General features: G+C 74.2%; 19 protein-coding genes and 1 tRNA gene. 8 read left to right on the top strand and 12 right to left on the bottom strand.

The features are described from left to right. Positions 1-10: 10 nt before the first annotated feature. Positions 11-1645 carry a sigma-70 family RNA polymerase sigma factor gene (locus tag ACFWUZ_RS08720; RefSeq protein ID WP_384369318.1) on the bottom strand — a complete coding sequence of 545 codons (1635 nt, stop codon included), beginning with the start codon at positions 1643-1645 and terminating at the stop codon, positions 11-13. A 392-nt stretch (positions 1646-2037) separates the two neighbouring features. Here ACFWUZ_RS08720 and ACFWUZ_RS08715 point away from each other — a divergent pair, with 392 nt between their 5' ends. Next, positions 2038-4215, top strand: coding sequence for a tetratricopeptide repeat protein (locus tag ACFWUZ_RS08715; RefSeq protein ID WP_384369316.1), 2178 nt, complete (start codon positions 2038-2040; stop codon positions 4213-4215). On the opposite strand, the gene ACFWUZ_RS08710 is transcribed toward ACFWUZ_RS08715, so the two are convergent. Continuing rightward, positions 4187-5050 carry an IclR family transcriptional regulator gene (locus ACFWUZ_RS08710; RefSeq protein WP_384369312.1) on the bottom strand — a complete coding sequence of 288 codons (864 nt, stop codon included), beginning with the start codon at positions 5048-5050 and terminating at the stop codon, positions 4187-4189. The two genes, ACFWUZ_RS08715 and ACFWUZ_RS08710, sit on opposite strands and share 29 nt — an antisense overlap. 87 nt (positions 5051-5137) lie before the next feature. On the opposite strand from ACFWUZ_RS08710, the gene ACFWUZ_RS08705 reads away from it, so the two are divergent. Both ACFWUZ_RS08705 and ACFWUZ_RS08700 read left to right on the top strand, forming a co-directional pair. After that, on the top strand, positions 5138-5788 hold the full coding sequence (locus ACFWUZ_RS08705; RefSeq protein WP_384369309.1) for a bifunctional 4-hydroxy-2-oxoglutarate aldolase/2-dehydro-3-deoxy-phosphogluconate aldolase: 651 nt from the start codon (positions 5138-5140) through the stop codon (positions 5786-5788). Next, positions 5785-6807: a PfkB family carbohydrate kinase gene (locus ACFWUZ_RS08700; protein ID WP_384369306.1), complete on the top strand. Its 1023-nt coding sequence runs from the start codon at positions 5785-5787 to the stop codon at positions 6805-6807. The genes ACFWUZ_RS08705 and ACFWUZ_RS08700 overlap by 4 nt, the downstream gene beginning before the upstream one ends. A gap of 100 nt (positions 6808-6907) precedes the next feature. Here ACFWUZ_RS08700 and ACFWUZ_RS08695 read toward each other — a convergent pair whose 3' ends face one another. Then, positions 6908-8242 carry a glycoside hydrolase family 18 protein gene (locus ACFWUZ_RS08695; RefSeq protein WP_384369303.1) on the bottom strand — a complete coding sequence of 445 codons (1335 nt, stop codon included), beginning with the start codon at positions 8240-8242 and terminating at the stop codon, positions 6908-6910. 351 nt (positions 8243-8593) lie between these two features. Between ACFWUZ_RS08695 and ACFWUZ_RS08690 the strand changes: the two genes are divergently transcribed. Then, positions 8594-8667, top strand: a tRNA-Trp gene (locus ACFWUZ_RS08690). Between the two features lie 143 nt (positions 8668-8810). On the opposite strand, the gene ACFWUZ_RS08685 is transcribed toward ACFWUZ_RS08690, so the two are convergent. Beyond that, positions 8811-9293 carry a hypothetical protein gene (locus ACFWUZ_RS08685; protein ID WP_384369300.1) on the bottom strand — a complete coding sequence of 161 codons (483 nt, stop codon included), beginning with the start codon at positions 9291-9293 and terminating at the stop codon, positions 8811-8813. A gap of 165 nt (positions 9294-9458) precedes the next feature. Between ACFWUZ_RS08685 and ACFWUZ_RS08680 the strand changes: the two genes are divergently transcribed. Beyond that, a complete protein-coding gene (locus tag ACFWUZ_RS08680) occupies positions 9459-10961 on the top strand; it encodes a PE-PGRS family protein (RefSeq protein ID WP_384369297.1) in 1503 nt (500 codons plus the stop codon). A 221-nt stretch (positions 10962-11182) separates the two neighbouring features. Here the strand turns inward: ACFWUZ_RS08680 and ACFWUZ_RS08675 are convergent, their stop codons facing one another. From ACFWUZ_RS08675 to ACFWUZ_RS08660, 4 genes are all read right to left on the bottom strand, one after another. Further along, complete coding sequence (locus ACFWUZ_RS08675; RefSeq protein WP_384369294.1) at positions 11183-11581, bottom strand: VOC family protein; 399 nt, start codon at positions 11579-11581, stop codon at positions 11183-11185. Between the two features lie 143 nt (positions 11582-11724). Beyond that, a complete protein-coding gene (locus tag ACFWUZ_RS08670; protein WP_384369291.1) occupies positions 11725-12591 on the bottom strand; it encodes a sugar phosphate isomerase/epimerase family protein in 867 nt (288 codons plus the stop codon). Then, positions 12588-13745: a dihydrodipicolinate synthase family protein gene (locus ACFWUZ_RS08665; protein WP_384369288.1), complete on the bottom strand. Its 1158-nt coding sequence runs from the start codon at positions 13743-13745 to the stop codon at positions 12588-12590. Before ACFWUZ_RS08665 ends, ACFWUZ_RS08670 begins: the two co-directional genes overlap by 4 nt. Then, positions 13742-14866 carry a Gfo/Idh/MocA family protein gene (locus tag ACFWUZ_RS08660; RefSeq protein WP_384369683.1) on the bottom strand — a complete coding sequence of 375 codons (1125 nt, stop codon included), beginning with the start codon at positions 14864-14866 and terminating at the stop codon, positions 13742-13744. Before ACFWUZ_RS08660 ends, ACFWUZ_RS08665 begins: the two co-directional genes overlap by 4 nt. Positions 14867-15096: 230 nt before the next feature. On the opposite strand from ACFWUZ_RS08660, the gene ACFWUZ_RS08655 reads away from it, so the two are divergent. Together ACFWUZ_RS08655 and ACFWUZ_RS08650 are read left to right on the top strand one after the other, a co-directional pair. Then, on the top strand, positions 15097-16173 hold the full coding sequence (locus ACFWUZ_RS08655) for a LacI family DNA-binding transcriptional regulator (protein WP_384369285.1): 1077 nt from the start codon (positions 15097-15099) through the stop codon (positions 16171-16173). Beyond that, positions 16170-17003, top strand: coding sequence for a sugar phosphate isomerase/epimerase family protein (locus ACFWUZ_RS08650; RefSeq protein ID WP_384369282.1), 834 nt, complete (start codon positions 16170-16172; stop codon positions 17001-17003). The genes ACFWUZ_RS08655 and ACFWUZ_RS08650 overlap by 4 nt, the downstream gene beginning before the upstream one ends. 422 nt (positions 17004-17425) lie before the next feature. On the opposite strand, the gene ACFWUZ_RS08645 is transcribed toward ACFWUZ_RS08650, so the two are convergent. The 4 genes from ACFWUZ_RS08645 to ACFWUZ_RS08630 form a co-directional block, all read right to left on the bottom strand. Continuing rightward, a complete protein-coding gene (locus tag ACFWUZ_RS08645) occupies positions 17426-18526 on the bottom strand; it encodes a sensor histidine kinase (RefSeq protein WP_384369280.1) in 1101 nt (366 codons plus the stop codon). After that, positions 18519-19226 (bottom strand): response regulator transcription factor, encoded by a 708-nt coding sequence (locus ACFWUZ_RS08640; RefSeq protein WP_384369277.1) that lies wholly within the window; start codon positions 19224-19226, stop codon positions 18519-18521. Before ACFWUZ_RS08640 ends, ACFWUZ_RS08645 begins: the two co-directional genes overlap by 8 nt. 80 nt (positions 19227-19306) lie before the next feature. Further along, on the bottom strand, positions 19307-20011 hold the full coding sequence (locus ACFWUZ_RS08635) for a VanZ family protein (protein ID WP_384369274.1): 705 nt from the start codon (positions 20009-20011) through the stop codon (positions 19307-19309). Positions 20012-20201: 190 nt separating this feature from the next. After that, positions 20202-21344 carry a substrate-binding domain-containing protein gene (locus tag ACFWUZ_RS08630; protein ID WP_384369271.1) on the bottom strand — a complete coding sequence of 381 codons (1143 nt, stop codon included), beginning with the start codon at positions 21342-21344 and terminating at the stop codon, positions 20202-20204. Positions 21345-21601: 257 nt separating this feature from the next. Here ACFWUZ_RS08630 and ACFWUZ_RS08625 point away from each other — a divergent pair, with 257 nt between their 5' ends. Beyond that, the gene (locus ACFWUZ_RS08625) at positions 21602-23401 is read left to right on the top strand and encodes a beta-galactosidase family protein (RefSeq protein ID WP_384369268.1); all 1800 of its coding nucleotides are present in this window, start codon (positions 21602-21604) and stop codon (positions 23399-23401) included. The last annotated feature ends 8 nt before the right edge of the window (positions 23402-23409 follow it).

The raw sequence follows: 23409 nt of genomic DNA, 5'->3' as shown, positions 1-23409 counted from the left end.
GGGAGCGCGGTCACGTGCGGGCGCCGAAGTTCTGCGTCCACCACGGACCGCCCTTGCCCTGGTGGATGCCCACGCCGATGTCCTTGAAGGAGCAGTTGAGGATGTTCGCCCGGTGGCCCGGGCTCTTCATCCAGCTGTCCATCACCTGCTGCGGGGTCTGCTGACCCTTGGCGATGTTCTCGCCGTACGTCGACCAGCGGTACCCGACGGCCGTCGTCCGCTTGCCCGGGTCCGAGCCGTCCGGGCTGGTGTGCGAGAAGAAGTCCCGCGCCGCCATGTCGTCGGAGTGCCCCTGCGCGGCCGTGCGCAGCTGAGGGTCCTCCTGCAGCGGACCGCAGCCGGCCGCCGCCCGCTCGCTGTTGACCAGGGCGACCACCTGGCCCGCCGCGCCCTGCGGCGCGGGAGCCGGAGCCGGGGCGGAGGCGCGCGGCGTCGGCGAGCTGCTGCGCGACGGGGAGGCGCTCGGGCTCGGGCTCGCGGTGGACGGGCTCGGGGAGGCGGAGGCCGAGGGGGAAGCCGACGGGGAGGGCGGAGCAGAGGGGGACGGCGAAGCCGACTCCGAGGGCAGCGCGGCGGGCTCCGTGGCCGACAGTGCGGCCAGCGGGGTGGCGGGTGCGCCGCCGGCCTCCGAACGCCCGGCTTCGGGGAGCGTGCCGAGGTACACCAGGCCACCGCCCGCGACGCACGCGGCGAGCACCGCGCCCCCGATCACCCGGCGGCGGCTCTGCCGCCGCTTGCGGAGCGCGCCCCGGCCGCCGTGGGCGGTGTCGACCGGGCTGAGCTGGTGCGCGGCGTCAGTGAATCCCGCTTCCGTGCCGTCGCCGGTGGCCGAGCCCGCGAGGGCGAAGTCGGCCGCAGCGCCCGCCCGTACGCCGGCCAGCAGGGCCGCCGAGACCGGGACCAGGGCCAGCCCGGCGAGGAGCCCCTCGGCCGGGAGGAGGCCGCTCCACAGCCCGGAGCAGCGCACGCATTCGCGCGCGTGCCGGGCTATTCGCTTGCGCCACAGCGCCGAGGGCCGGCCGTCCCAGCCGGCCGTGACCGTGCGCAGCCCGTCGCACGGGGGTTGCGTGTCCAGCGCCCGCTCCACCACGCGGGCCGCTTCCAGCTGGGCCTTCATCCGCTGCACCCGGACCGCGGTGTGCTGCGGGGACAGCTCCAGGGCCGAGGCCATCTCGGCTCGGGTCAGCTCCCCGGCGCACTCCAGCCACCAGAGCGACAGCAGCGCCCGGTCGTCCGGCTCCAGCCAGCGCGTGGCACGGGCCGTCTCGCGGCGCTGCCCCTCCAGCTGGAGGCGTACGACGGTCAGGTCGGCGAAGTCCGCGCCCGGGTCGGCGATGTCCGCCGCCGTCTCCAGGGTGCTCTCGCCGTAGCCGCTCCGGCGGGCCTGCCCGTAGGCCCGGACGCGGTTCATCGCGATCGCCACCAGCCAGGACCGGAAGCTCTCCTCCGCGCGCAGGCCGCCCAGGCCGTCGAGCGCCCGCAGCATCGTGTCCTGCACCACGTCGTCCACGTCGCAGGAGCCGCCCAGGGCCCGGCCGACGATGTTGTAGACCAGCGGAAGGTAGGCGCTGACCAGCGCGTCCTGCGCGCGGGGGTCGCCCGCGCGGGCCGCTGCCACCAGCTCTGCCGTGTGCTGTGTAGTCATGTGATGAATCCCTGTCCGTACCGGCGGTCGATGATGCCCAATAACTGGGAGACCGTCGAGCGGGGCTCCGATAACACTTATCCCGAGGACTGGTTCCCGGCCTCCCGGGGAGAGCCGTGCGGGTTGTCCGCCGCGGCGCCGACAGCATCGCATTCCACGGCTCGGGCGCCGTCGCCGCCCTCGCCGCCGTGCCCCCGGGGCCGCCGGCGTCCGGGGACTCCGAACCCGTCCGGGAAGTCCGGAGCATCACCTTCTGGAGCCCTCCGTCCCCCGGGTGCCTTCCGGGACCGCGACCCGCGGAGCGGGGAACTCCGGGCGCGGGTCCGACCGTTGAGGTCAACGGACCACAGAACGGCCGAACGGGTGACTCCGAGACGTATGTGGGGGGCGGCATGCCGACGTTGCTCTTACGGGAATCCGGGCTCCTACGGGAATCCGCTCGCACCTGGAGCCGGTTCGCCGCGTGCGCCTCCCTCGCGGCGGCCGTGGCCGGTGCGACCGTCCTGATCGCCGCCCGGCCCAGGCCCGCGGCGCGGCCCGGCGGCGCGGCCCCCGGACCGCTGCTGCGCACCCCGGCCGGGCGGATCCCACGGCTGCGCCACCTGGACCGGCCCGAACCGGTCGGAGCCCGTCCGGCCAGGGACCTTCCCGGGGAGGGCCGGCCGGGGCAGGGCCGTGCGGGGCGGAGCGGGCCGGCGGAGGCCGGCCGTACGGAGGCCCACCGCGGGCGGGACTTCGCCGCGACCCCCGCGTACGTCGAGCGGGACGCGGGGGCGCAGCTGCGCGCGGCCCTGTCCCGGCCCGGGTTCGTGCTGGTGGTGGGCGAGCCGCTGGCGGGCAGGACCCGGCTCGCGTACGAAACCGCCCGTGCGCTCCATCCCCGGCACGCGTTGGTCCGCCCGCTGGACCGCTCCGCGCTGCCCGAGGCCGTACGCGTCGCCGGGCGCCGCCGGCGGGCCGTGCTGTGGCTGGACGACCTGGAGGACTTCCTCGGCGCGGCCGGCCTCACCACCGCCCAACTGGACGCAATGCGACGGGTGGTGGTGGTCGCCACGATGCGGACCGAGGAGTACGTGCGGTACGGGTCCCGCGAGGCGAGCCGACTCGTCGGCTCCGACCAGGACGCCTGGCGGGACGGCCGGGACCTGCTCCGCCGGGCCGTCGTCGTCCGCCTCGACCGGCCGTGGTCCCCCGCGGAGCGGCACAGGGCCGGGGGGCACCGGGGCGATCCGCGGATCGCGGCCGCGCTGGGCGCGGGGGAGCGCTTCGGCGTCGCCGAGGCCCTGGCGGGCGGGCCGGGACTGCCGGCCCGGTGGGAGGGCGGCTGGGCAGCCGGTGCCCGTCCGCGGGGCGCGGCCGTGGTGGCCGCCGCGGTGGACTGCCGCCGCGCCGGACTGCGCCGCCCGGTTGCGGGGGAGTGGCTGCGCGCCCTGCACCCGCCCTACCTGGCCGCGCGCGGCGGCGCGGCCCTGCGGCCCGAGTCCTTCGCGGAGGCCCTCGACTGGGCACGCGCGGCGGAGGGCGCCACCGGGGCCCTGCTGACGGGCGGCCGGGCGCGCGGGTACACCGCCTGCGGCCGCCTGCTGGACGCACCGGGCCTCGGGCCCGTACCCGACCACCTCTGGCAGGGGCTGCTGGCCCTGGCCGGGGCCGAGGACGCCTACGACATGGGGCTCGTCGCCCACCAGGAGGCGCGGCCGGGCCGCGCGGTACTGGCCTTCACCCGGGCCAGGAGCGGCGGGGTCACCGAGGCCGAACTGCCGCTGGCCCTCGCCGTCGGTGACGCGGGACGTCCGCGCAGGGCCGCCGCAGACCTCGCGGGCATCGCCCGGCGGCGGGAACTGCGGCTCGGCCCCCGCCACCCCGCCACCCTCGCCGCCCGCCACCAGCTGGCGCATTTCACCGGGGAGGCCGGCGACGCCCGGGCCGCCGCCGCCCGGTTCGCCACCCTCGTGGCCGACACCCGGGCGGCGCTCGGACCCGGCCACCCGGACACCCTGGCCGCCCGGCACCAACTGGCCTACTTCACCGGCGTGGCGGGCGACCCCCGGTCGGCGGCCCGCCAACTGGAGTCGCTGCTGGCCGAGCGGCTGGCGCTCCACGGTCCGGACCACCCCCACGTGCTGGCCGCCCGCCGAGGCCTGATCTGGTTCCGCGCCCCGCAGGGCTGCTCCGCGGCCGGGACGGCCGAGGCGGAGCGGCAGACGGCGGCGCTGCGCGCGGACGCGGAGCGCGTCCTCGGCCCCCGCGACCCGCACACCCTGGCCGTCCGTGCCACGGGCGCGGCCCTCGCGGCCCGCGCCGGCCGTTCCGCCGAGGCCGTGCGCTCCTGGGCCGCCCTGGTCGCCGACCGCACCGCCGTCCTGGGCGAGGAGCACCCGCACGCGCTGCACTCCCGGCTGGAATGGGCCCGGGCGCTGATCGCCGAGGGGCGGCGGCAGGAGGCCCGCGATCTGCTGGTGGGCACGCTCGCGGTGGCCGGGCGGAGCCTGGAGCCCGGCCACCGGCACCTGCGGCTCGCCCGCGAACTCGGCGCCGCCGTCACAGCAGCGGAGCCAGGGCCTCCGTAACCGCGCGCAGGGCCGGCGCGTACGCCTCCAGCTCCTCGCGGGAGACGAGGAAGGTGACGGTGGTGATGCTGACCCCGCCGAGCGGGCGGCCGCCCGGTCCCAGGACGGCGGCGCCGATGCAGCGGATGGTGGCCTCGTTCTCCTCGTCGTCCAGCGCGAAGCCGCGGGCGCGCACCGCCGCCAGGTCCGTGTGCAGCGCCGCCGCGGTGGTGAGCGTCCTCGGGGTCCGGCGCGGCAGGCCGGTGGCGCGGACCAGGGCCCTCACCTCCTCGGCCGGCAGGTGCGCGAGGACGCTCTTGCCGATCGCGGTGGTGTGCAGGGGCATGCGCATGCCGACCCGGGAGGCCGTCTGGAAGGGCTGGTCGCCCTCCAGCTTCCGGATGTAGGTGATGGTCTGCCCGCTGTGCAGGGCGAGGTGCACCGTCTGGCCGGTGGCCCGCTGGAGCTCGCCGAGGATCCGCCCGATGCTCGGCGGTTCCCCGCCGCTGACCCGTGCGGACAGCTCGCGCAGCCGCGGGCCCACCCCGTAGCGGCTCTCGCCCTCCAAGCGGACGAAGCCCTGCTCGACCAGCGAGGCCAGGATGCGGAAGGTGCTCGACTTCGGGACCGAGGCCGCCGCCGTGACGTCCGTCAGGCGGTGCGGCCCGCCGGGCGCGGCCACCGCCTCCAGGACCCGCAGCGACTTCTCGAGAGCGGTGCCGGCCGCCGAGGTCCGGCCCCCGCGGCTGCGCCCCGACTCCGCCGGCCCTGCCGTGCCGGCCGGCTCCGCCGCCGGTTCCGCAGACGCTTCCGCGGCTTCGCTCTCGCTGTCTGCGTGTGTCGCGTCCGTTGACACGGGATCTCCCGGGCTGTGTAGGGTCTAGACCACATGGTTCCGGCACACGATACCCCGTTCCACTACGTGGAACAGAGGGAGGGTTCCTTGTCCTGCCATCCGTACGCCGTCATAGCCGCCCAGCGCCTGCTGCCCGTGCTGCGCAACGCCGATGCCGACGGGGCGGTCCGGCAGGTCACGGCCCTGCTCGCGGCGGGCTGCCGCGCCGTGGAGCTGACCACCTCCACCCCCGGCTGGGCCGAGGCCGTCACCCGTACCGCCCCGCTCACCGATGCGCACGGCCGCCGGGCCCTCGTCGGCGTGGGCACCCTCACCACCGCGGCGCAGGCCGAGGCCGCCCTGGATGCGGGTGCCGCCTTCCTGGTCTCCCCGTACCCGGCGCCCGAGGTCCGCGAGGTCGCCCGCCGCCGGGCAGCGGCCTTCGTCGAGGGCGGCTTCACCCCGGGGGAGATCGCCTCCGCCGCCCGCTCCGGGGGCGCGGCCAAGGTCTTCCCGGCCCACGTCGGCGGCCCGCGCTTCGTCCGTTCCCTCAAGGCCGTGCTCCCCGAGGCCGTGATCATCCCGACCGGGGGCATCCGGCCGGGCGACGTCCACGAGTGGCTCACCTCCGGGGCGACCGCCGTCGGCATCGGCGACGGCCTGCCCGCCGACCCGGCCGAACTGGCCGCGGTCTTCGCCGAGCTGGCCCTTCCCTGCTGCGCCCGCTGCGCCCACCGCACCCCGGAGCCCCGCCCGTGACCGGGGCCGGGGCGAAGCCGGCCGCGATCCGGTCCACTGCGATCCGGTCCACCGCGACGCCGGGCGGGTACGACGTCCTGGTCCTCGGCGAGGTGCTCGTCGAGATCCACGCAGACGCGGCCCTGCGGGACGCCGCCGACGGGACGCCGGCCCGGATCTCCTACTCCGGCGACGCCCTCAACGCGGCGGCCGCCGCGGCCGCCGCCGGGGCCCGGACCGCCCTTCTGGCCGTCGTCGGCGACGACGAGCTCAGCGTCCCCCTGCTGGCCCGGGCCGCCGCACTCGGCGTGGACGTCTCCCACGTACGGCGGGCCCCGCACCCGAACGGTGCCTACCTGCTCTCCGCCGACACCGAAGGCGACCGCGCGTTCGTCTACTGGCGTACGCGCAGCGCCGGTTCCACCCTGTCGGTCCGCCACATCGCGTCCTGGCGGGACCTGCTGACCGGCTCCGCCGCGCTCATCACCAGCGGCATCACGGGAGCCCTCTCGGCGAGCAGCCGCGCCGCCGTACTGGCCGCCGCGGAGACCGTGCACGCGGCGGGCGGGCACCTCTCGTACGACCCCAACTTCCGCTCGCGGCTGACCGGCCGGGCGCAGGCTCGGGACCTGCTGGCTCGGCTCGCGCCGCTGACCGGCCTGCTCAAGACCTCCTGCCCGGGCGATGCGGAGGCCCTGGTCGGGACCGGCGATCCGCGCGCCGCCGCCGCCCGCTGCCGCGCCCTCGGGGCCCGTACGGTCGCCGTCACCGCCGGCGCCGGCGGGCTGCTGCTCGACACGGGCGGGTCGGTCACCCGTCACCGTGTCCCGGTCAACCCCGCCCCGGTCGACGCGACGGGTGCCGGGGACTGCTTCACCGGCACCGCCACCGCCCGGCTGGCCCTCGGCGACACCCTCGAGGACGCCGTGGCCTACGGCACCGCCGCCGCCTCCCTGTCGGTGTCCGGCCGGGGTGGCACCGGGTACGTCCCGCCCTTCTCCCGGACCGCCGCGCTGGCAGCCGCACACCGGGGCGCGTAGCGGGCCGTTCGGATCCCCGGCGCATGAAGGGCGCCGCCGGGCCGGATCGGTTTCCGCGGCCCGGCGGCGCCGGTCTGTGTGCCTCGCCGGGAGGCCGCTGTCAGCGGCCGCGCAGACCCCGGTCGACGGCCGTCAGCAGCTCGGCGTCGGCGGTGTCCCCGTCCAGCGACCAGAACATCGCCCCGCCCAGTCCCCGGTCACGGACGTACCGGGACTTGGTGCGCAGCACCTGCGGATCGTCGTAGGTCCACAGCGTGGTCCCGTCGAAGAGCCAGGCGTGACCGCCCCGGCGGTCGCGGTGGACCTGGTAGGTCCCCGAACCCGCCAGCTCCTTCAGTTCCTTGTAGTCCTCGTACCCGGCGGCCCAGGTGGCCGGTGCGGGCCCGGCTGCGGGCTGCCCCATGCCGTCCCCGCCGCCGGTGACGCCGGTCCAGCCCTGACCGTAGAACGGCATGCCCACGACCAGCTTGCTCGCGGGCGCGCCGCGCCGCAGCCAGGCGTCCACGGTGCCGTCGACGCTGAAGTCGTTGCGGGCGTGGAGCGCGGACTGCTGGGCGGTGGTCTTCTCGCCGGACACGTGGAAGTCGTAGCCCTGCAGGGTCACGAAGTCCAGGTCGCGCATGATCCGGCGGACGTCGAAGCCCGCGTCGATCTTGGCGGGGGCAGTGGGGACGAAGGCCGTCAGCTCGTACCAGGACTTCTTCCGCTGGCTGCGCGCATAGGCGTCGAGCTGCGTGCGGAACTCCTGCACGAGCGCCGTGAAGTTGCGCTTGTCCTCCGGCCGGAACTTCGTGTCGGCGTCCCCGGCCGAGCCCGGCCACTCCCAGTCCAGGTCGATGCCGTCGAAGACGCCGGCGGCCGCGCCCTCGCCTCCGCGGGCGCCGTCCTGCGGCAGGTTGCCCTTGATGTAGAGGTCGATGCAGGACTCCACGAGGGCCTTGCGGGACGCCGGGGTGAGGGCGGCGTCCGAGAAGTGGGTGGACCAGCTCCAGCCGCCCAGCGAGATCATCACCTTGAGGCCCGGGTGCTTGGCCTTCAGTTCGCGCAGCTGGTTGAAGTTGCCGGCGAGCGGCTGGTCCCAGGTGTCGGCGACGCCGTCGACCGAGTTCGCGGCGTCGAGCGGGCGGCCGTAGTCGGCCCAGGCATCAGCTTCGCCGGGCACGTTCCCGGTGAAGCACTTGCCGTCCGCGCTGACGTTGCCGAAGGCGTAGTTGATGTGGGTCAGCTTGCCGGCCGAGCCGTTCGCGTCGAGGTCCTGGACCTGGAAGTCCCGTCCGTAGACGCCCCATTGGGTGAAGTAGCCGACTTTTCGGTGGGCGCGGTCGTGGCCGCCCGCCCGCTCGTCACCGTGCGCGCCTGCGGCGGGCGCGAAGGCGGTCAGCAGGGAGAGGGAGCAGGCGGCGACGGCCAGTCTGCCGAGCATGCTGCGGCGCATGGGCTTCCTTTGCGGCTGCGGGGAATGTGCGGGTGCGCGTGCGCTGTGCATGCCGGAAACTATTGGTCTGGACCAGAGTGGGTCAAGAGGGCGGGCCGAACTGGACCGGGCGCGGCGACGACATCGGCGGCGCCGGCCGCCGCCGGCCGCCCGCCGTCTCATGCAGCGGACGGCAACCGGATTCGTCGGCCTTCCGGTCCGCCTCGTCCGGTGGGGCGCTGACCAGCGAAAACGTTTTCCTGCGGGGGCTGTTCGATCGCCTTCGGAGCCTCCGGGCCCCGTTTTCCACCCGGTTGCGCAACGAATTCAGTGGATCTTCGGAGCGCGCCGTGTCATCGTTGGTCTCGCCGAAGGGGTGTAGCTCAGCTGGTCAGAGCGCCGGTCTCCAAAACCGAAGGCCGCAGGTTCGAATCCTGCCGCCCCTGCACCATCGAAGTGCCGCTGTGCCGATAACGCCCAGGCAGGATCCTGATCCCGCCTGGGCGTTGCCGTGTTCCCGGGGCTCCGGCGGACCGCCCGCCGGTGGGCGGGCGGCGCGTACGCGTCGCGTCGCCGAAGGCCTGCCCCGTCAGCTGACGATCTCCCAGGCCTCACAGCCGCTGGTCTCGAAGACCTCGCCCTTCTTGACCGTCACGCGGGTCGGACCCTCGGGGTTCCCGTTGGCGATGATCGCGGAGAACTCGCCGGAGTCGTTCTTGTTCCGCGCCCAGTAGCAGTTCGGGATCGAGGAGCTGGAGGGGCCGGGCGTCTTGTAGGTGCCGGCCGCGACGTCCTCGCCGACGAGGTACGTGCCGGGGCCTATGCTCCTCGCCGGTCCGGCCGGTCCGGCCGGTGCGGGTGACGGTGACGCACTGGGAGCGGAGCCGGCGCTGGCGGACGCCAGGATCTCGGCCGTGGCGTCGAGGATCTGCTGATGCGTCAGCTCCGGTGTCGCGGTGACGGTGACGGTGACCGTGACGGTCGGTGCGGGCTGCGCTTTGCTGCCCGCTGAGCTGCAGCCGGTGGCGGCGAGCAGAGCGAGTACGAGCGCTGCCGCGTGGCTGGTGCGCATAGGTCCCCCAAGACGTTGTCGGTGTGGACAGATCATGCGCTGTGCAGCCCGGGTGACCGGCCGGTAGGACCGTTCCGTTACGCATGCGGCGGTGACGGCGCCGGAACGTCGGGCGACGGTTCCACCCCGCGCAGAGCACCCAGCGGCATCGTCTACCGTCCGGGTATGGAAGAAGACCAGGGGGGCGGAGAGTGGGACCGGCTGGAGTACGCGGACACCGTCGGTGACCGGCTGCGAACGGCTCGCCGGAACGGCCTCGTCTGGAACCGTGCCGCCCCCGACGGGATCCTGGTGCGGCTGCTCGACACCACCCCGGCGCTGCTCTGGCGCCGTGACCTGCCCCAGGCGGTGCTGGACGCGGCCGCCGACCACCCGGACGGCGCCGTCCGAGGGCGGCTGGCCGAGGCCGCCTCCCACCTCGGACTGTCTGCCGAGCACTGGTCCAGGCTGCTCCTCGGGGAGCCGCGCCCGCGCATCCGGCACCTGATGCTGTGGGCCGCGGCCGACGCGGGTGCCGCGCTGACGGACCGGGCGTACGAGGTGCTCGCCGCCGACCCGTCCGTCCTGGTCCGCGAGGCGGTGGCCGGGCCGGCCACGCTGCCCCCGCGGCTGCGGACCGTTCTGGCGGCCGACCCGGCCCCGAGGGTCCGGGCCGCCGCCTGTGGCGTGGCCCGCTGGCCGGACCTCGACGAGGCCGTACGCGCCCGTCTGGCCGAGGACCCGGCCCCGGCCGTGCGGACCGCGGTCACCTTGGCCAGGCACGAGGAAGTACCGCTCACGGCCGACTTCTTCGAGGCCGCGGAGCGGGGCAGCCACCTGGTCGGCGGCTACCGGCTGGAGCGCCGCCTCGCCGAACTGCTCACGGCGGACGAGGACCCGCGGACGAGGCGGGCCCTGGCCGCGAACCCGTACCTCGACCGGGACCTCGTCGAACGGCTCGCCGCCGACCCGGACGACGACGTACGCCTCACTGTGTCCACACGGCCCGAGCTGACCGAGGAGCAGCGCGCCGCCGTCCGCGTGGTCGTCGACCCGTCCCGCAACCGGATCCCGCTCCCGTGGGTGGAAGCCCTGCACGAGGACCCGGAGGCCATGTGCCGCCTCGCCGCCTCCGCACACCTCCTGGTGCGCAGCAGCGTCGCCACGGCCCGGCGGCTCCCGCCGGACGTGGTGCAGAGGCTGGCCCGGGACGAGGACCGGGTCGTACGGCTCTTCCTCGCCGAGCGGTGCGACGACGCGCCCTCGGAGTTGCTGCTCGAGGTCTGGCAGTGGTGGGACGGCAGCCTGTCCACCCCCGACCGCCCCTACGGGCACCCGAACTTCCCGCGCCGCGACCTCCTCCGGTACGCCGACCACCCGCACCCGCGCCTGCGACAGCTCGCCCTCGACGACCCGGACTCGACGCCCGGGCTGGTGGAACGCTTCAGCGAGGACCCCGGCGCCGAAGTACGGCTGCGTGCCGCGACCGACCCCCGGCTGTCGCCCGGCACGGCCGTACGCCTGCTCTCCGACCCGGCCTCCGCTGTCCGGGCCGTGGCCGCCCGGCACCCCGCGCTCCCCGTACCGGTCCTGGTCGGGCTGCTCGGCGAGGAGGCGACGGCGGAGGCCGCCGCACGCAACCCGGCCGTGCCGGTCGCGGTCATGGACCGGATGACCCGCACGGCCTGATGACGCGCACGGGCCTGATGACGCGCGGGCCCGGTGATCCGCTCCCGGATCAGGAGGAGCGGCCGCAGCCGTACTACGGGTTGCGTGCCGCGCCCACGGCACCGGCGAAGCCGTTCATGAGTCGGAGCAGCGGCGGACTGCCCCGTGGTCCCCGGCGGGCGGGCGACGAGAGCCGCGGCACATCGAGGCGCCTGCCGAGCGCCGGGGACCGTCGGACGCCCCTATGCGCCGCCGGGTTCCTGGTAGCCGTACGGGCGGGTGATGATCTCCATGCCGTGCCCGGCGGGGTCCGGGAAGTAGACGCCGCGCCCGCCGTCGTTGTGGTTGATCTCGCCGGGCCGCTTGCCGTGCAGATCGGCGTAGTACGGGATTCCGGCCGACCGGATCTTCCCGAACGCCACGCTGAACTCCTCCTCGGAGACGAGGAACGCGTAGTGCTGCAAGGTGATGGACTCGGCGGGGATGGTGACGAAGTCCAGGGTGACGCCGTTGCTGACCTCGACGGGGACGAAGGGGCCCCATTCGGTGCCGACCTCGAGGTCGAGGATGTGCGCCAGGAATCCGGCGGACTCCCTGTTGTCACGGGAGTGGATGATCATGTGGTTCAGTTCTACTGCCATCAGTGAATGCCTCCGAAAGGCACGTCACGGGCGCCTCCATGCCTCACCCAGTCGGTGACCGACACGCGATGCCGTGATCACGATCGTAGGCATCCCGCCGGATGCCGTCCACCCCGTTCCCCTGCGGCCCACCCGCCGGCCGCTCACTCCACGTGTGCGCGGTAGCGTGCGATCACCTCCCGCAGCACCTCCTCGCCGTCCCGGGCCCACAAGCCCGGGTGGAATATCTCGACCTCCACCGGCCCCCGGTAGCCGGCAGCGTCAGCCAGTTCCCTGAAGGCTCGCAGGTCGATCGATCCGTCGCCCAGCTGTCCCCGCCCCAGCAGCACCCCTTCGGGCAGCGGAGTCACCCAGTCGGCCACCTGCACGGACGCGATGCGCCCGCCCTCACCGGCCCGGCGCAAGTCAGCCGGCAGCCGTTCGTCCCACCACAGGTGGTACGCGTCGGCCACCACTCCGACCTGCTCCGCGGGAAACTGCTCGGCGAGGTCCAGGGCCTGGCCGAGGGTGGAGACGACACAGCGATCCGCGGCGAACATCGGATGCAACGGCTCGATGCCCAGCCGAACCCCGTGGGCCGAGGCCCATGGGGCCAGATCGCCGAGGACGTCGGCTATCCGTCCACGGGCCCCCACCAGGTCGCGGTCGCCTGAGGGCAGCCCGCCGGAGACCAGGACCAGCGTGTCCGCGCCGAGTTCGGCCGCCTCCTCCACGGCCCGGCGGTTGTCCTCCAGCGCCCCGGCTCTTCCCGCCGGGTCGGAGGCGGTGAAGAAGCCGCCGCGGCACAGGGAGCTGACGCGCAGCCCGGCGCCGGAGACTATCTTCGCCGTCTCCCGCACCCCGAACCCGCGCACCGGGTCCCGCCAGAGTCCGACCGCACCCACTCCGGCCGCCGTGCACCCAGTGACCAGGTCGGGCAGTGACCACTGGCGGATCGTCTCCTGGTTGAGGCTGAAGCGCGCCGGTGCCGGCCCGGACGCGAGGGCGGGTGTGGGGGAGGAGATGCTCATGACGTCACCCCGTACACCGCGAGCAGCCGTCGCATCCGGTCCTCGGCAAGTTCGGGGTCCGGGAACAGGCCCAACCCGTCCGCCAGTTCGTAGGCCGTCGCCAGATGGGGCAGCGACCGGGCCGACTGCAGCCCGCCCACCATCGTGAAGTGCTCCTGGTATCCGGCGAGCCAGGCCAGCAGGACCACCCCGGTCTTGTAGAAGCGGGTGGGCGGTGCGAAGAGGTGTCTCGACAGGGGGACCGTCGGATCCAGCAACTCCCGGAAGCCCGTGGTGTCCCCCCGGTCGAGCGCGAGCGCGGCCCGGGCGGCGATCGGGGCGATCGGGTCGAAGATCCCCAGAAGAGCGTCGCTGGCCAGCTCGCCGTCACCGGCGATCAGTTGCGGATAGTGGAAGTCGTCCCCCGTGTAACAGCGGACTCCCGCGGGCAGCCGCCGGCGGATGTCGGCCTCCCGCTCCGCGTCCAGCAGCGAGACCTTGATCCCGTCCACCTTCTCCGGGGATTCAGCGATGACCTTCAGGAAGGTGCCGGTGGCCTCGTCGAGGTCGTCGTGGCCCCAGTAGCCGGCCAGTTCCGGGTCGAACATCGGTCCCAGCCAGTGCAGTACGACCGGTCGCGCGCTCTGCCGGAGCAGCCGCCCGTACACCTCCAGGTAGTCCTCCGGGCCGCGGGCTGCGGCGGCCAGAGCCCGCGAAGCCATCAGGACCGCTGCCGCGCCACAGGCTTCCGTGTGCGCCAGCTGCTCCTCGTACGCCGCGGTGATCACGGCCAGGGAGTGCGGAACCCCGGCGGTGAGCTGATCGGTGCCCGCGCCGCAGACGAGCCGACCGCCCACTGCCCTGGCCTCGGCCGCGGAACGCCGGATGAGCTCTGCCGCCGTCGCCCAGTCCAGGCCCATCCCGCGCTGCGCGGTGTCCATGGCCTCGGCGACACCGAGTCCCTGGGCCCACAGGCGGTGACGGAAGGCCAGCGTGGCCTCCCAGTCCACGACCGGCCCGGCCTCGGCCGACGCGGCCAGCGGGTCCGCCACCACGTGAGCGGCCGCACAGAAGATGCGCGCGCCGGCCGGGCCGCAGGTCAGCGGAGGGAAGGGGTCAGCGTTCGGACGGTACAGGCGGTGTCCGCCGCCGGCCGAGGGGAGTCGGATGCTCACAGGGTCACCTCCGGCACCGTCAGCCGCCGGCCCTCGGCCGAGGACCGCAGGCCCAGATCGGCGAGCTGTACCCCGCGCGCCCCGGCGAGCAGGTCCCACCGCCAGGGTTCGTCGAGCACGATGTGCCGCAGGAACAGCTCCCACTGAACCTTGAAGCCGTTGTCGGACGGGATGTTGTCCGGGACCTCCTGCCACTGCGCCCGGAAGTCCTCGCCCTGGGGCAGATCCGGATTCCACACCGGCTTGGGCGTCGTCCCGCGGTGCTGGATCCGGCAGCCGCGCAGCCCGGCGACCGCCGACCCGTGCGTGCCGTCCACCTGGAACTCCACCAGCTCGTCGCGGTGGACCCGGACCGCCCAGGAGGAGTTGATCTGTGCCACGGCGCCGCCCTCCAGCTCGAACGTCCCGTACGCGGCGTCATCGGCCGTGGCCTCGTACGGCTTGCCCGCCTCGTCCCAGCGGCGGCCGATGTGCGTCCGGGTGAGGGCCTGCACCGTGCGGACGCGGCCGAACAGCTCGTGCAGCAGGTACTCCCAGTGCGGGAACATGTCGGCGACGATGCCCCCGCCGTCCTGCGCCCGGTAGTTCCACGACGGACGCTGCGCCGGCTGCCAGTCCCCCTCGAACACCCAGTACCCGAACTCCCCGCGTACTGAAAGGATCTCGCCGAAGAACCCGCCCTCGATCAGCCGCCTCAGCTTCAGCAGCCCCGGCAGGAACAGCTTGTCCTGGACCACGCCGTGCTTGATCCCCCGGGCGGCGGCCAGCCGGGCGAGCTCCAGCGAGGACGCGAAGCTCACGGCCGTCGGCTTCTCGCAGTACACGTGCTTGCCCGCGGCTATGGCCTGCCGTACCGCCTTCTCGCGGGCGCTGGTGACCTGGGCGTCGAAATAGACCTCGACCTCCGGATCGGCCAGCACGGCCGCCAGGTCGGTGCTCACGTGCTGCAGCCCGTGCTCCTCGGCGATGGCGCGCAAGGCAGTCTCCCGCCGCCCCACGAGGACCGGCTCCGGCCACAGTGTCGTGCCGTCGCCCAGGTCCAGGCCGCCCTGCTCGCGAAGGGCGAGCAGCGAGCGGACCAGATGCTGGCGGTACCCCATCCGCCCGGTCACGCCGTTCATCGCGATCTTGATCGTCCTGCGTCCCACGGTGTCCCCTCCTTCGTGCCTGCGACAGGGAAAGCGGGATAGAAAGCGCTTTCATCCCACTCAGGCTAGGGGGGAGGATCCGCTTGATGCAACACTCGTACGAGGGATAGAAAGCGCTTTCGCGATCGAGGAGTATGGAGATCGACGGACCGGATGAGACGATGACCCCGGCTCCCACAGGGGCAGGGAAAGGGAGGTGCACGATGGCGGTGACACTCGCCGAAGTCGCGGCCCGCGCGCGGGTATCGCCCGCGACGGTCTCGCGCGTACTCAACGGCGGCTACCCGGTGGCAGGCGGCACCCGGACCCGTGTCGAGCAGGCCGTCGAAGAGCTCGGCTACATCGCGAACGGTCCCGCCCGCGCGCTCGCGGCCGCCACCTCCGACCTCGTCGGCGTGCTCGTCCACGACGTCGCCGACAGCTTCTTCGGGATCCTTGCCGGTTCCCTCCAGAGCGCCCTCGCACCCGCCGGGGGCTCGGACGCCCGCCGCCTCGCCGTCGTCTGCAACACAGAAGGCGCCCCCGAGGCCGAACTGGCCTACCTCACCCTGCTGGAGGGCCAGCGGGCCGGAGGGGTCGTCCTGACCGGCGGCGCCGTCGAGGAGCCCGGTCACACCGCGGCACTGACCGCCCGCGTCGCACGGCTGGCGGCCGCCGGCGCCCCGGTGGTCCTGTGCGGCAGACCTCCCCTGCCGGTCCCCGAGGAGCTGCCCGTAGCCACCGTGATGTTCGACGACCACGGAGGTGCCTTCCGCCTCACCGAACACCTCCTGTCACTCGGCCACCGGAACATCGCCTACGTCGCAGGCCCCCCGGACCTGAGTACCACCCGGGAACGGCTCGCCGGCCACCGCGCCGCCCTGCTGCGCCACGACCCCTCCCTGCCCGAAGCCTGCGCGCCCCTCACCGTGCACGCCGGGTTCGAACGCGCCGCAGGCTACGACGCCACCCGTGAACTGATACGCCGCGGTGCGCCCTTCACCGCGGTCGCCGCTGCCAACGACACCGTGGCGACCGGTGTCGCAGCAGCGTTGCGCGAGGCGGGCCTGCGCATCCCGGAGGACGTCTCCGTCGCGGGCTTCGACGACCTCCCCTTCTGTGTCGACACCGCGCCCGCGCTGACCACCGTCCGCGTGCCTCTGCGGGAGGCAGGTGTGCTCGCCGCCCACCTGGTCACCGGACGCAGGCTGCCGCCCCCGGGGGGCATCACCACCCTGCCCACCGAACTGATGGTGCGGGGGTCCACCGCCCCGCCGCGGGCGGGAGGGAGCAGCCCGTGAAGTACGCCTTCTCCACACTCGGCCTGCCCGGTTCCCCGCTCGAGCGCAGCGCGGCCCTGGCTGCCGCCCACGGGTACCACGGCCTCGAACTGCGCGCCCACCTTGAGGAGGCGCTGCACACCGGCAGCCCGGCCGCCGCGCGCACCGCGGCTCTGCGGACCGTCGAGGCGGCGGGCGTCACGGTGCTCGGCATAGCGGGATACGCCGAGGTGGCGGCGCCCGGCGACGACGGGCCGGTCCTCGCCGAGCTGCACGCCCTCGTCCGGCTCGCCGCCGACCTGGAGGCCACCGCGGTACGGGTCTTCCCCGGCGGTGCCGGCCTGCCCGAGGCGGCGGCCGACGCCCATGCCGTGCGCAGGCTGCTGGCTGCGGCGCCGTTCGCCGAGCGGCACGGTGTGCGGATCCTGCTGGAGACCCACGACTCGCACCGCACCGGCGCGGCGGTCGCGCGGGTGCTGGACAGGGTCGGGCACCCCGGCGCCGGCGCACTGTGGGACGTACTGCACACCTGGCTGGGGGGCGAGGCCCCGGCGGAGACCCGCGAGGCCCTGGCCGGGCACCTGGGCTACATACAGGTGAAGGACGTCGCGTCGGCCCGGGAGCTCACCCCGCTGGGTCTCGGAGAGGGTGTGCTGCCGCTCGCCGAGGCGGTGGCCGCCGTACCGGGGGACGGCTGGCTCTGCTGGGAGTACGAAAAACGCTGGTACCCGGGAGCCGCCGGACTGGCCGGACAGCTCGCCCGGGGCCGTGCACACCTGGAGGCACTCGTGACGGCGGGTGCCCCGGCCGCTCAGGCCGAACGGCGCAGCCGCCCCGGCCCCACGGCGTAGCCGAAGTCCGGGCCGGGACGCGTACCGCTCCGCCCCGCGCACCAGGTGAACCGGCCGCGCGGGGCGGGTGCGCCCGGTGAACCCGCCGCGCGGGGCGGGCAGTCCCTCGGGCGGCCCGGTGCGACCGAGCACGGCGCACGACCGCCCTCGCCCGACGCCCTTCCCGGTGAAGGCCGTGGGGCTACGAGGGTCGCCTGGAGGGGCCGGGGCGGGGGGCCGGGGCCAGCGCGGGGCACGCTGTACCGGGCCCGCCGGCAGCCCGTCTGCCAGGCGCGCTGCGGGGGTCACGTCTGCCCCGCGGGCTTCCGCACGTGTGCTCGGACCTGGAGGGGCTCCGTGGCGACGTGGCGACCACGCCCGGCATCGCGTGACGTCACGACAGGCCGCAGCAGGGGCCGCTGAGTCCGGCTCGGGGACGATGCCTACGCAGTGCCGGGGAGCCGGACGGTGACGAGGAGGCCGCCGGCGGGGCGGGGGGTGAGGTCGAGGGTCCCGTCGTGGGCGCGGACGATGCTGTGCACGATGGCCAGGCCGAGGCCGACACCGGCGTGCTCGTCGGTGCGTACGCGTTCCGTACCGCGCTGGAAGGGTTCGGTGAGGGTCGGCACCAGTTCCGGTGGGAGCGGACGGCCCGTGTTCTCGACCCGCAGCACGCTCGTGTCACCGTGCGCCTCGGTGTGGACCGTCACGGTACCGCCGACGGGCAGGTTGTGGACGATGGCGTTCTGGACGAGGTTCGCCACCATCCGCAGCAGGAGCTGCGCGGAGCCGCTGGTCAGGGCCGTCCCGCCGGTGACGTCGAGCGTGATCCGGCGCTGTTCGGCGAGGGGAAGCAGCGTTTCGGCGGCTTCTTCGGCGATGAGGGAGAGGTCGACGCGCTCGCGGGTGAAGTCTGCGCGGTCTCCGCGGCTGAGCAGCAGGAGGGCCTCGGTGAGATCGATCGCCCGCGCATTGACGACGCTCAGGCGTTCGACGAGTTCGTCCCGGTCCCGCGTGGGGTCCTTGCGGGCGACGTCGAGGAGCGTCCGCGAGATCGCCAGCGGGGTGCGCAGTTCATGGGAGGCGTTCGCCGCGAACCGCTGCTGCTCGGCGACGTGGGACTCGAGTTGTTCGAGCATCGAGTCGAAGGCGTCGGAGAGTTCACGGAACTCGTCCTGGCGGCCCGTCATGCGGAGCCGGTGGGACAGCGACCCGTTACCGGCCGTCCGTGCCGCAGCCGTGATCTGGGTGAGGGGTGCGAGCATCCGGCCGGCGAGGATCCATCCCCCCACGAGGCCGAGCACCAGCAGGAAGGCCAGGACCGCGGCCGCCCTCGGGGCGAAGACGCGCAGGAGGTTGGACCGGATGGGGAAGACGCCGGGGGTGGGGGTGCCGGAGGGGACGATGAGCGTCGCGCGTTCGGGGACGTAACGCAGGAGGAACACCCACACCGCCGCGAGCAGCAGGACGCCGGCCAGCATCAGGAATCCGGCGTAGCTGAGGGTGAGCTTGGACCGAACGCTCAACCCGGGCGCTCTACGCACGGTCCCCTCCCTCGTCTTCGGCATCGGGTCGAAGGTGCCCGTGCGTGTCGATGCGGTAGCCGACGCCGGGCACCGTGGCGATGACCCAAGGTTCGCCGAGCCGTTTGCGCAGTGCGGAGACGGTGATGCGCACGGCGTTGGTGAGAGGGTCGGCGTTCTCGTCCCAGGCCCGTTCCAGCAGCTCCTCGGCGCTGACGACTCCGCCCTCGGCCGCGACGAGGACTTCCAGCACCGCGAACTGTTTGCGGGTGAGCGCCACGTAGCGTCCGTCGCGGAAGACCTCCCGGCGGAAAGGGTCGAGCCGTAGACCCGCGATCTCGCGGACCGGGGGCCGGGCGTACGCGCGTCTGCGGTCGAGCGCCCTCAGCCGCAGGACCAGCTCCCGCAGTTCGAAGGGTTTGGTGAGGTAGTCGTCGGCGCCGAGCCCGAACCCGGAAGCCTTGTCGTCGATCCGGTCGGCGGCGGTCAGCATGAGGATCGGGATGCCGCTGCCGGAGGCGACGATGCGCCGGGCGACCTCGTCGCCGGAAGGGCCGGGGATGTCGCGGTCGAGGACCGCGAGGTCGTAGGAGTTGACGCTGAGCAGTTCCAGGGCGGAGTCGCCGTCGCCCGCGATGTCGGCGGCGATCGCCTCCAGCCGGAGACCGTCCCGGACGGCTTCGGCCAGGTAGGGCTCGTCCTCGACGATCAGTACGCGCATGTCCGCAGCCTAAGCAGCACACCGTATCCGCGACGTATGCGATGGCGTACGCGAAGACGTGTGCCCACCTGAGCGGAGGATCAGCCTGCCGGTGCGAGCACGGGGCGGGGCCGGTCCGACGGCGCTTCCGCCGCAGCGCGCCACCAGCGGCGGGACGCCAGCGCGGCGAGCGCGGCGCCGGTGGCGTTGACCAGTACGTCGTCCACGGAGGACACCCGGTCCAGCCGCAGGACGTACTGTGCGGTCTCGACCAGGAGCGAGCAGCCCGCCCCGAGCGCCAGGATCCGCGGAACGGACGCCAGCGCCGCGAACCGCATCGGCGCGAAGAACCCCAGCGCCGCGAAGACCAGCAGGTTGCCGGCGATCCCGAGCGGCCCCATCACGAGCAGGTCGCGCAGCGGTTCCAGGCTCACCCGTCCGGGGACGACGCTGGCCCCGGCCCCCGGCATCATGGTCATCCACACGAACGGCACCGTGCCGTGGACCATGCCCACCTCGGCCAGCGACATCCGCCACGCCGATGCGACGCCGGCGGCGCGCCGACCGCGCGCCAGAGCCCACACCACCAGCGCGGCCAACGGAAGCGCGACCAGCGTCATGAGCACCACGCCGTTGAACGTGTCGAAGCAGCCGTGCCACTGCCCGGCCATGCACATCGGAGCGGCCATCATGAGCGGCCGCCGCACGAGGAACGCGGCGCCCGCCACGGCGAGGACCGCCAGGCCGAGGAGCACGATCCTGCGCGTGCGGCGTGGCGGTGCTGACCGGGGTGCGTGGTGGTTCATGCCCCCATGGGAGACGGAGGGCGGTTGCGGTGGCGTATGCGCTTTCCGATACGCCCGCGATACGCGATACGCGATACGCGATACGCGGTACGCGGTACGCGGAGATCCGTCCCCTCCGTGGAACGGGCGGCCCTGAGGACCACGGCCCGCAGGGGGAGGGCCCGGGGGCCGGCCCCCCGGGGCGGACGGGCTACGGGCGGATGGTCAGGCGGGGGAGGAGGTCCAGGTGCTGGCGGGGAGGCTCCTGAGCGGTGCCTGCCGCCGCCGTCGAGGACAGCCGGTCCAGGAGGAGTCCGGCCGCGCGGGCGCCGACCTCGTGCTTGGCCGGTGCCACCGCGGACAGGGGCACGTCGGCCATCCCGGCGACCTCGTCGTCGTACGTGATCACGGCCAGGTCCTCCGGCACCCGCACGCCCCGCGCCTGGAGCCGGGGGATCAGCATGATCGCGTCGGTGTCGCTGTGGATGAGCGCGGCGGTCACCCCGTCCTTCGTCACGGCCTCGTACAGGTAGTCCAGCGTCCGGGCGAACAGCTCCGCATCCGTGAGCGGCGCGGGGCCGGCCGGCGGCCACGGCGGCGCGGGTTCCAGTCCGAGCGCGGTGACGGCGGCCTCGTACCCGGCCCGCAGCCGTGCCGTCGTCGGGGTCGTCCGGCTGGCGAGCGCGATCCGGAGGTGTCCCGCCGCGGACAGGTGCTGCACCGCCCCGGCAGCGCCGTGCGCGTGGTCGGACGACACCCGGTCCAGCGCCGCGGCCGGGTGCCCCGGCGGGGCCCACCGTTCCACCAGGACCGTGGGGACGGGGAGTTCCGCCGTCCACGCGCCCTCCCCGGCCCCGGGGGACCCGGCCTCCCAGTTCGGGGTCAGCAGCAGGCCGTGCGCGCCGGTGGACAGCAGCCGGTCGGCCTGGGTCCGGTCCTCGCCCGGCAGGTAGCGGGTCAGCCCGACTGTCAGCCGCGCCCCCCGGGCCTCGACCGCCTCGCGGGCGCCGCGGACGATGTCGGCGTAGTAGTACTCGGTCGTGGGCACCACCATCCCGATCACCAGCCCCTCACCGGCGCCGCCCGCGACCGCCGGTCTGCCGGACACCCCCGGGGCCGGTGCGCCGGTCGGCACCCGGACCGGCCCGGCGCCCTGCGCCCGGCCTTCCGGCACCCGGCTGATCACCCCGTGCATCCGCTGGATCTCGCCCCGGGCCGCCATCGCCTCGATGTCCCTGCGCAGGGTCACCGGGGAGACGCCCAGCTCATGGGCCAGTTCCGCCACGCGGACGCTGCCGCGCTCCTGGACGAGCGCGAAAACCTGTGCCTGACGTTGGTCCACGTGCGGTCTCAAGGGGTCCCCCTGCGGTCTGCGCCGGTCTGCGGTGGGCGGTCGGCGTCTGCGGTCGGCTGGTCCACCGGTCTGCTGCCGGCCGGTGTGTGGTGCGTGCGGTGTGCCGGTGGGTCCGCGCCGGCAGCGCCATCATAGACAGCTGAACCGATCGATTCGATCGATTCCGATCAATCAGTCATTGACGATGTGCTCGGAACGTTCATATATTCGGCGACGTCCGCACCTCAGGCATCACGATCTCTCCCGGGAGTCAGCGCATGCTCACGCACGACCAGGACGGATTCCGGCGCGCCGACCGCCCCCACCGCATCGTGTCGGGGGCCCTGCACTACTTCCGGGTCCACCCCGACCTGTGGGAGGACAGGCTCGGGCGGCTGCGGGCGCTGGGTGTCAACACCGTGGACACCTACGTCCCCTGGAACTTCCACGAAACCGCCCCCGGCCAGGCCGACTTCACCGGCTGGCGCGACCTCGGCCGCTTCCTGCGCACCGCCCAGGAGCTGGGCCTCGACGCGATAGTCCGCCCCGGCCCGTACATCTGCGCCGAATGGGACTTCGGCGGCCTGCCCGCGCGCCTCCTCGCCGTCGACGGTCTCCACCTGCGCTGCTCCGACCCGCGCTTCGAGGCCGAGGTGGACGGCTGGTTCGACCTCGTCGTCCCCGAGCTGCTGCCCCTGCTCGCGAGCCGCGGCGGGCCGGTGGTCGCCGTGCAGATCGAGAACGAGTACGGCTCGTACGGCAACGACACCCGCTACCGCGCGCACGTGGAGCAGGCCCTCGTGGAGCGCGGCGTGGACTGCCTGCTCTTCACCGCCGACGGCCCCGAGGACGCCATGCTCCAGGGCGGCACGGTCCCCGGGAGGCTCGCCACCGCCACCTTCGGAAGCCGTCCCACCGAGCGCCTCGAAGCCCTGCGGCGCTACCAGAGGACCGGTCCGCTCGCGGCGATGGAGTTCTGGATCGGCTGGTTCGACCACTGGGGCGAGGACCACCACGTCCGCGCCGTCGAGGAGGCGGCCGGCTCGCTCGGCGAACTCCTCGCCACCGGCGCATCCGTGAACCTCTACATGGCCCACGGCGGTACCAACTTCGGCTTCTGGGCGGGCGCCAACCACATCGGCTCCCGCCCCGGCGACCCCGGCTACCAGCCCACCGTCACCAGCTACGACTACGACGCGCCCATCGGCGAGGCCGGGGAACTCACTCCCAAGTTCCACGCGTTCCGCGAGGTCATCGGCAAGTACGTGCCGATGCCCGAGGAACCGCTGCCCGAGCCGCTCCCGCGGATCATCCCGGACCTGGCCACGCCCGCGGGCGCCGTGCCGCTGCTGGACTCCCTCGACCTGCTCGGCGGGCCACCGGTGCTGCGCCCGGCCCCCGAGTCCATGGAACGCCTCGGCCAGAGCCACGGCCTGATCCACTACCGCACCACCGTCACGGGCCCCCGCCCCGCCATGCCCGTCAAGATCGACGGTCTCGGCGACCGCGCGTACGTCTTCGCCGACGGGGTCCCGCTCGGGATCCTCGACCGCAACGCGCCCGACGAGGGGCTCGACCTGCCCGTCGGCGAGGCGGGTGTGGTCCTCGACCTCCTCGTCCGCGCCCAGGGCAGGGTCAACTACGGCCCGCTCCTCGACGACCGCAAGGGCATCTGGCGCGGGGTGCGCCACGGCCATCAGCAGCTGTTCGCATGGGAGATCCGGCCCCTGCCGCTGACCGACCTGACCGGCCTCGCCTTCGCCCCCGGGGCCGCCGCCGAGGCCGCGCCCGCCGGCCGCCCCGCCTTCCACCGCTTCACCCACACCCCCGGGCACGCCCCCGCCGACGGCTTCGTGGACGTGTCCGGCTGGGGCACCGGCCTGGTCTGGCTCAACGGGTTCCTGCTCGGCCACTACGACACCCCGCGCGGCCCGCAGCGCACCCTGTACGCCCCCGGGCCGCTGTGGACGACCGGCGAGAACGAGATCATCGTGCTCGAACTGGAACGCCCCGGCACCGCGCTGCCACTGCTCGACCAGCCCGACCTCGGCCGTCCCACGGTCGTCACCCTCCAGTGAGAGAAGCT

The organism is Streptomyces sp. NPDC058646, assembly GCF_042716875.1.
Taxonomy (GTDB): domain Bacteria; phylum Actinomycetota; class Actinomycetes; order Streptomycetales; family Streptomycetaceae; genus Streptomyces.
The sequence above is the reverse complement of the archived record's forward strand: the minus strand, read 5'-3'. Positions and strand labels throughout refer to the sequence as shown.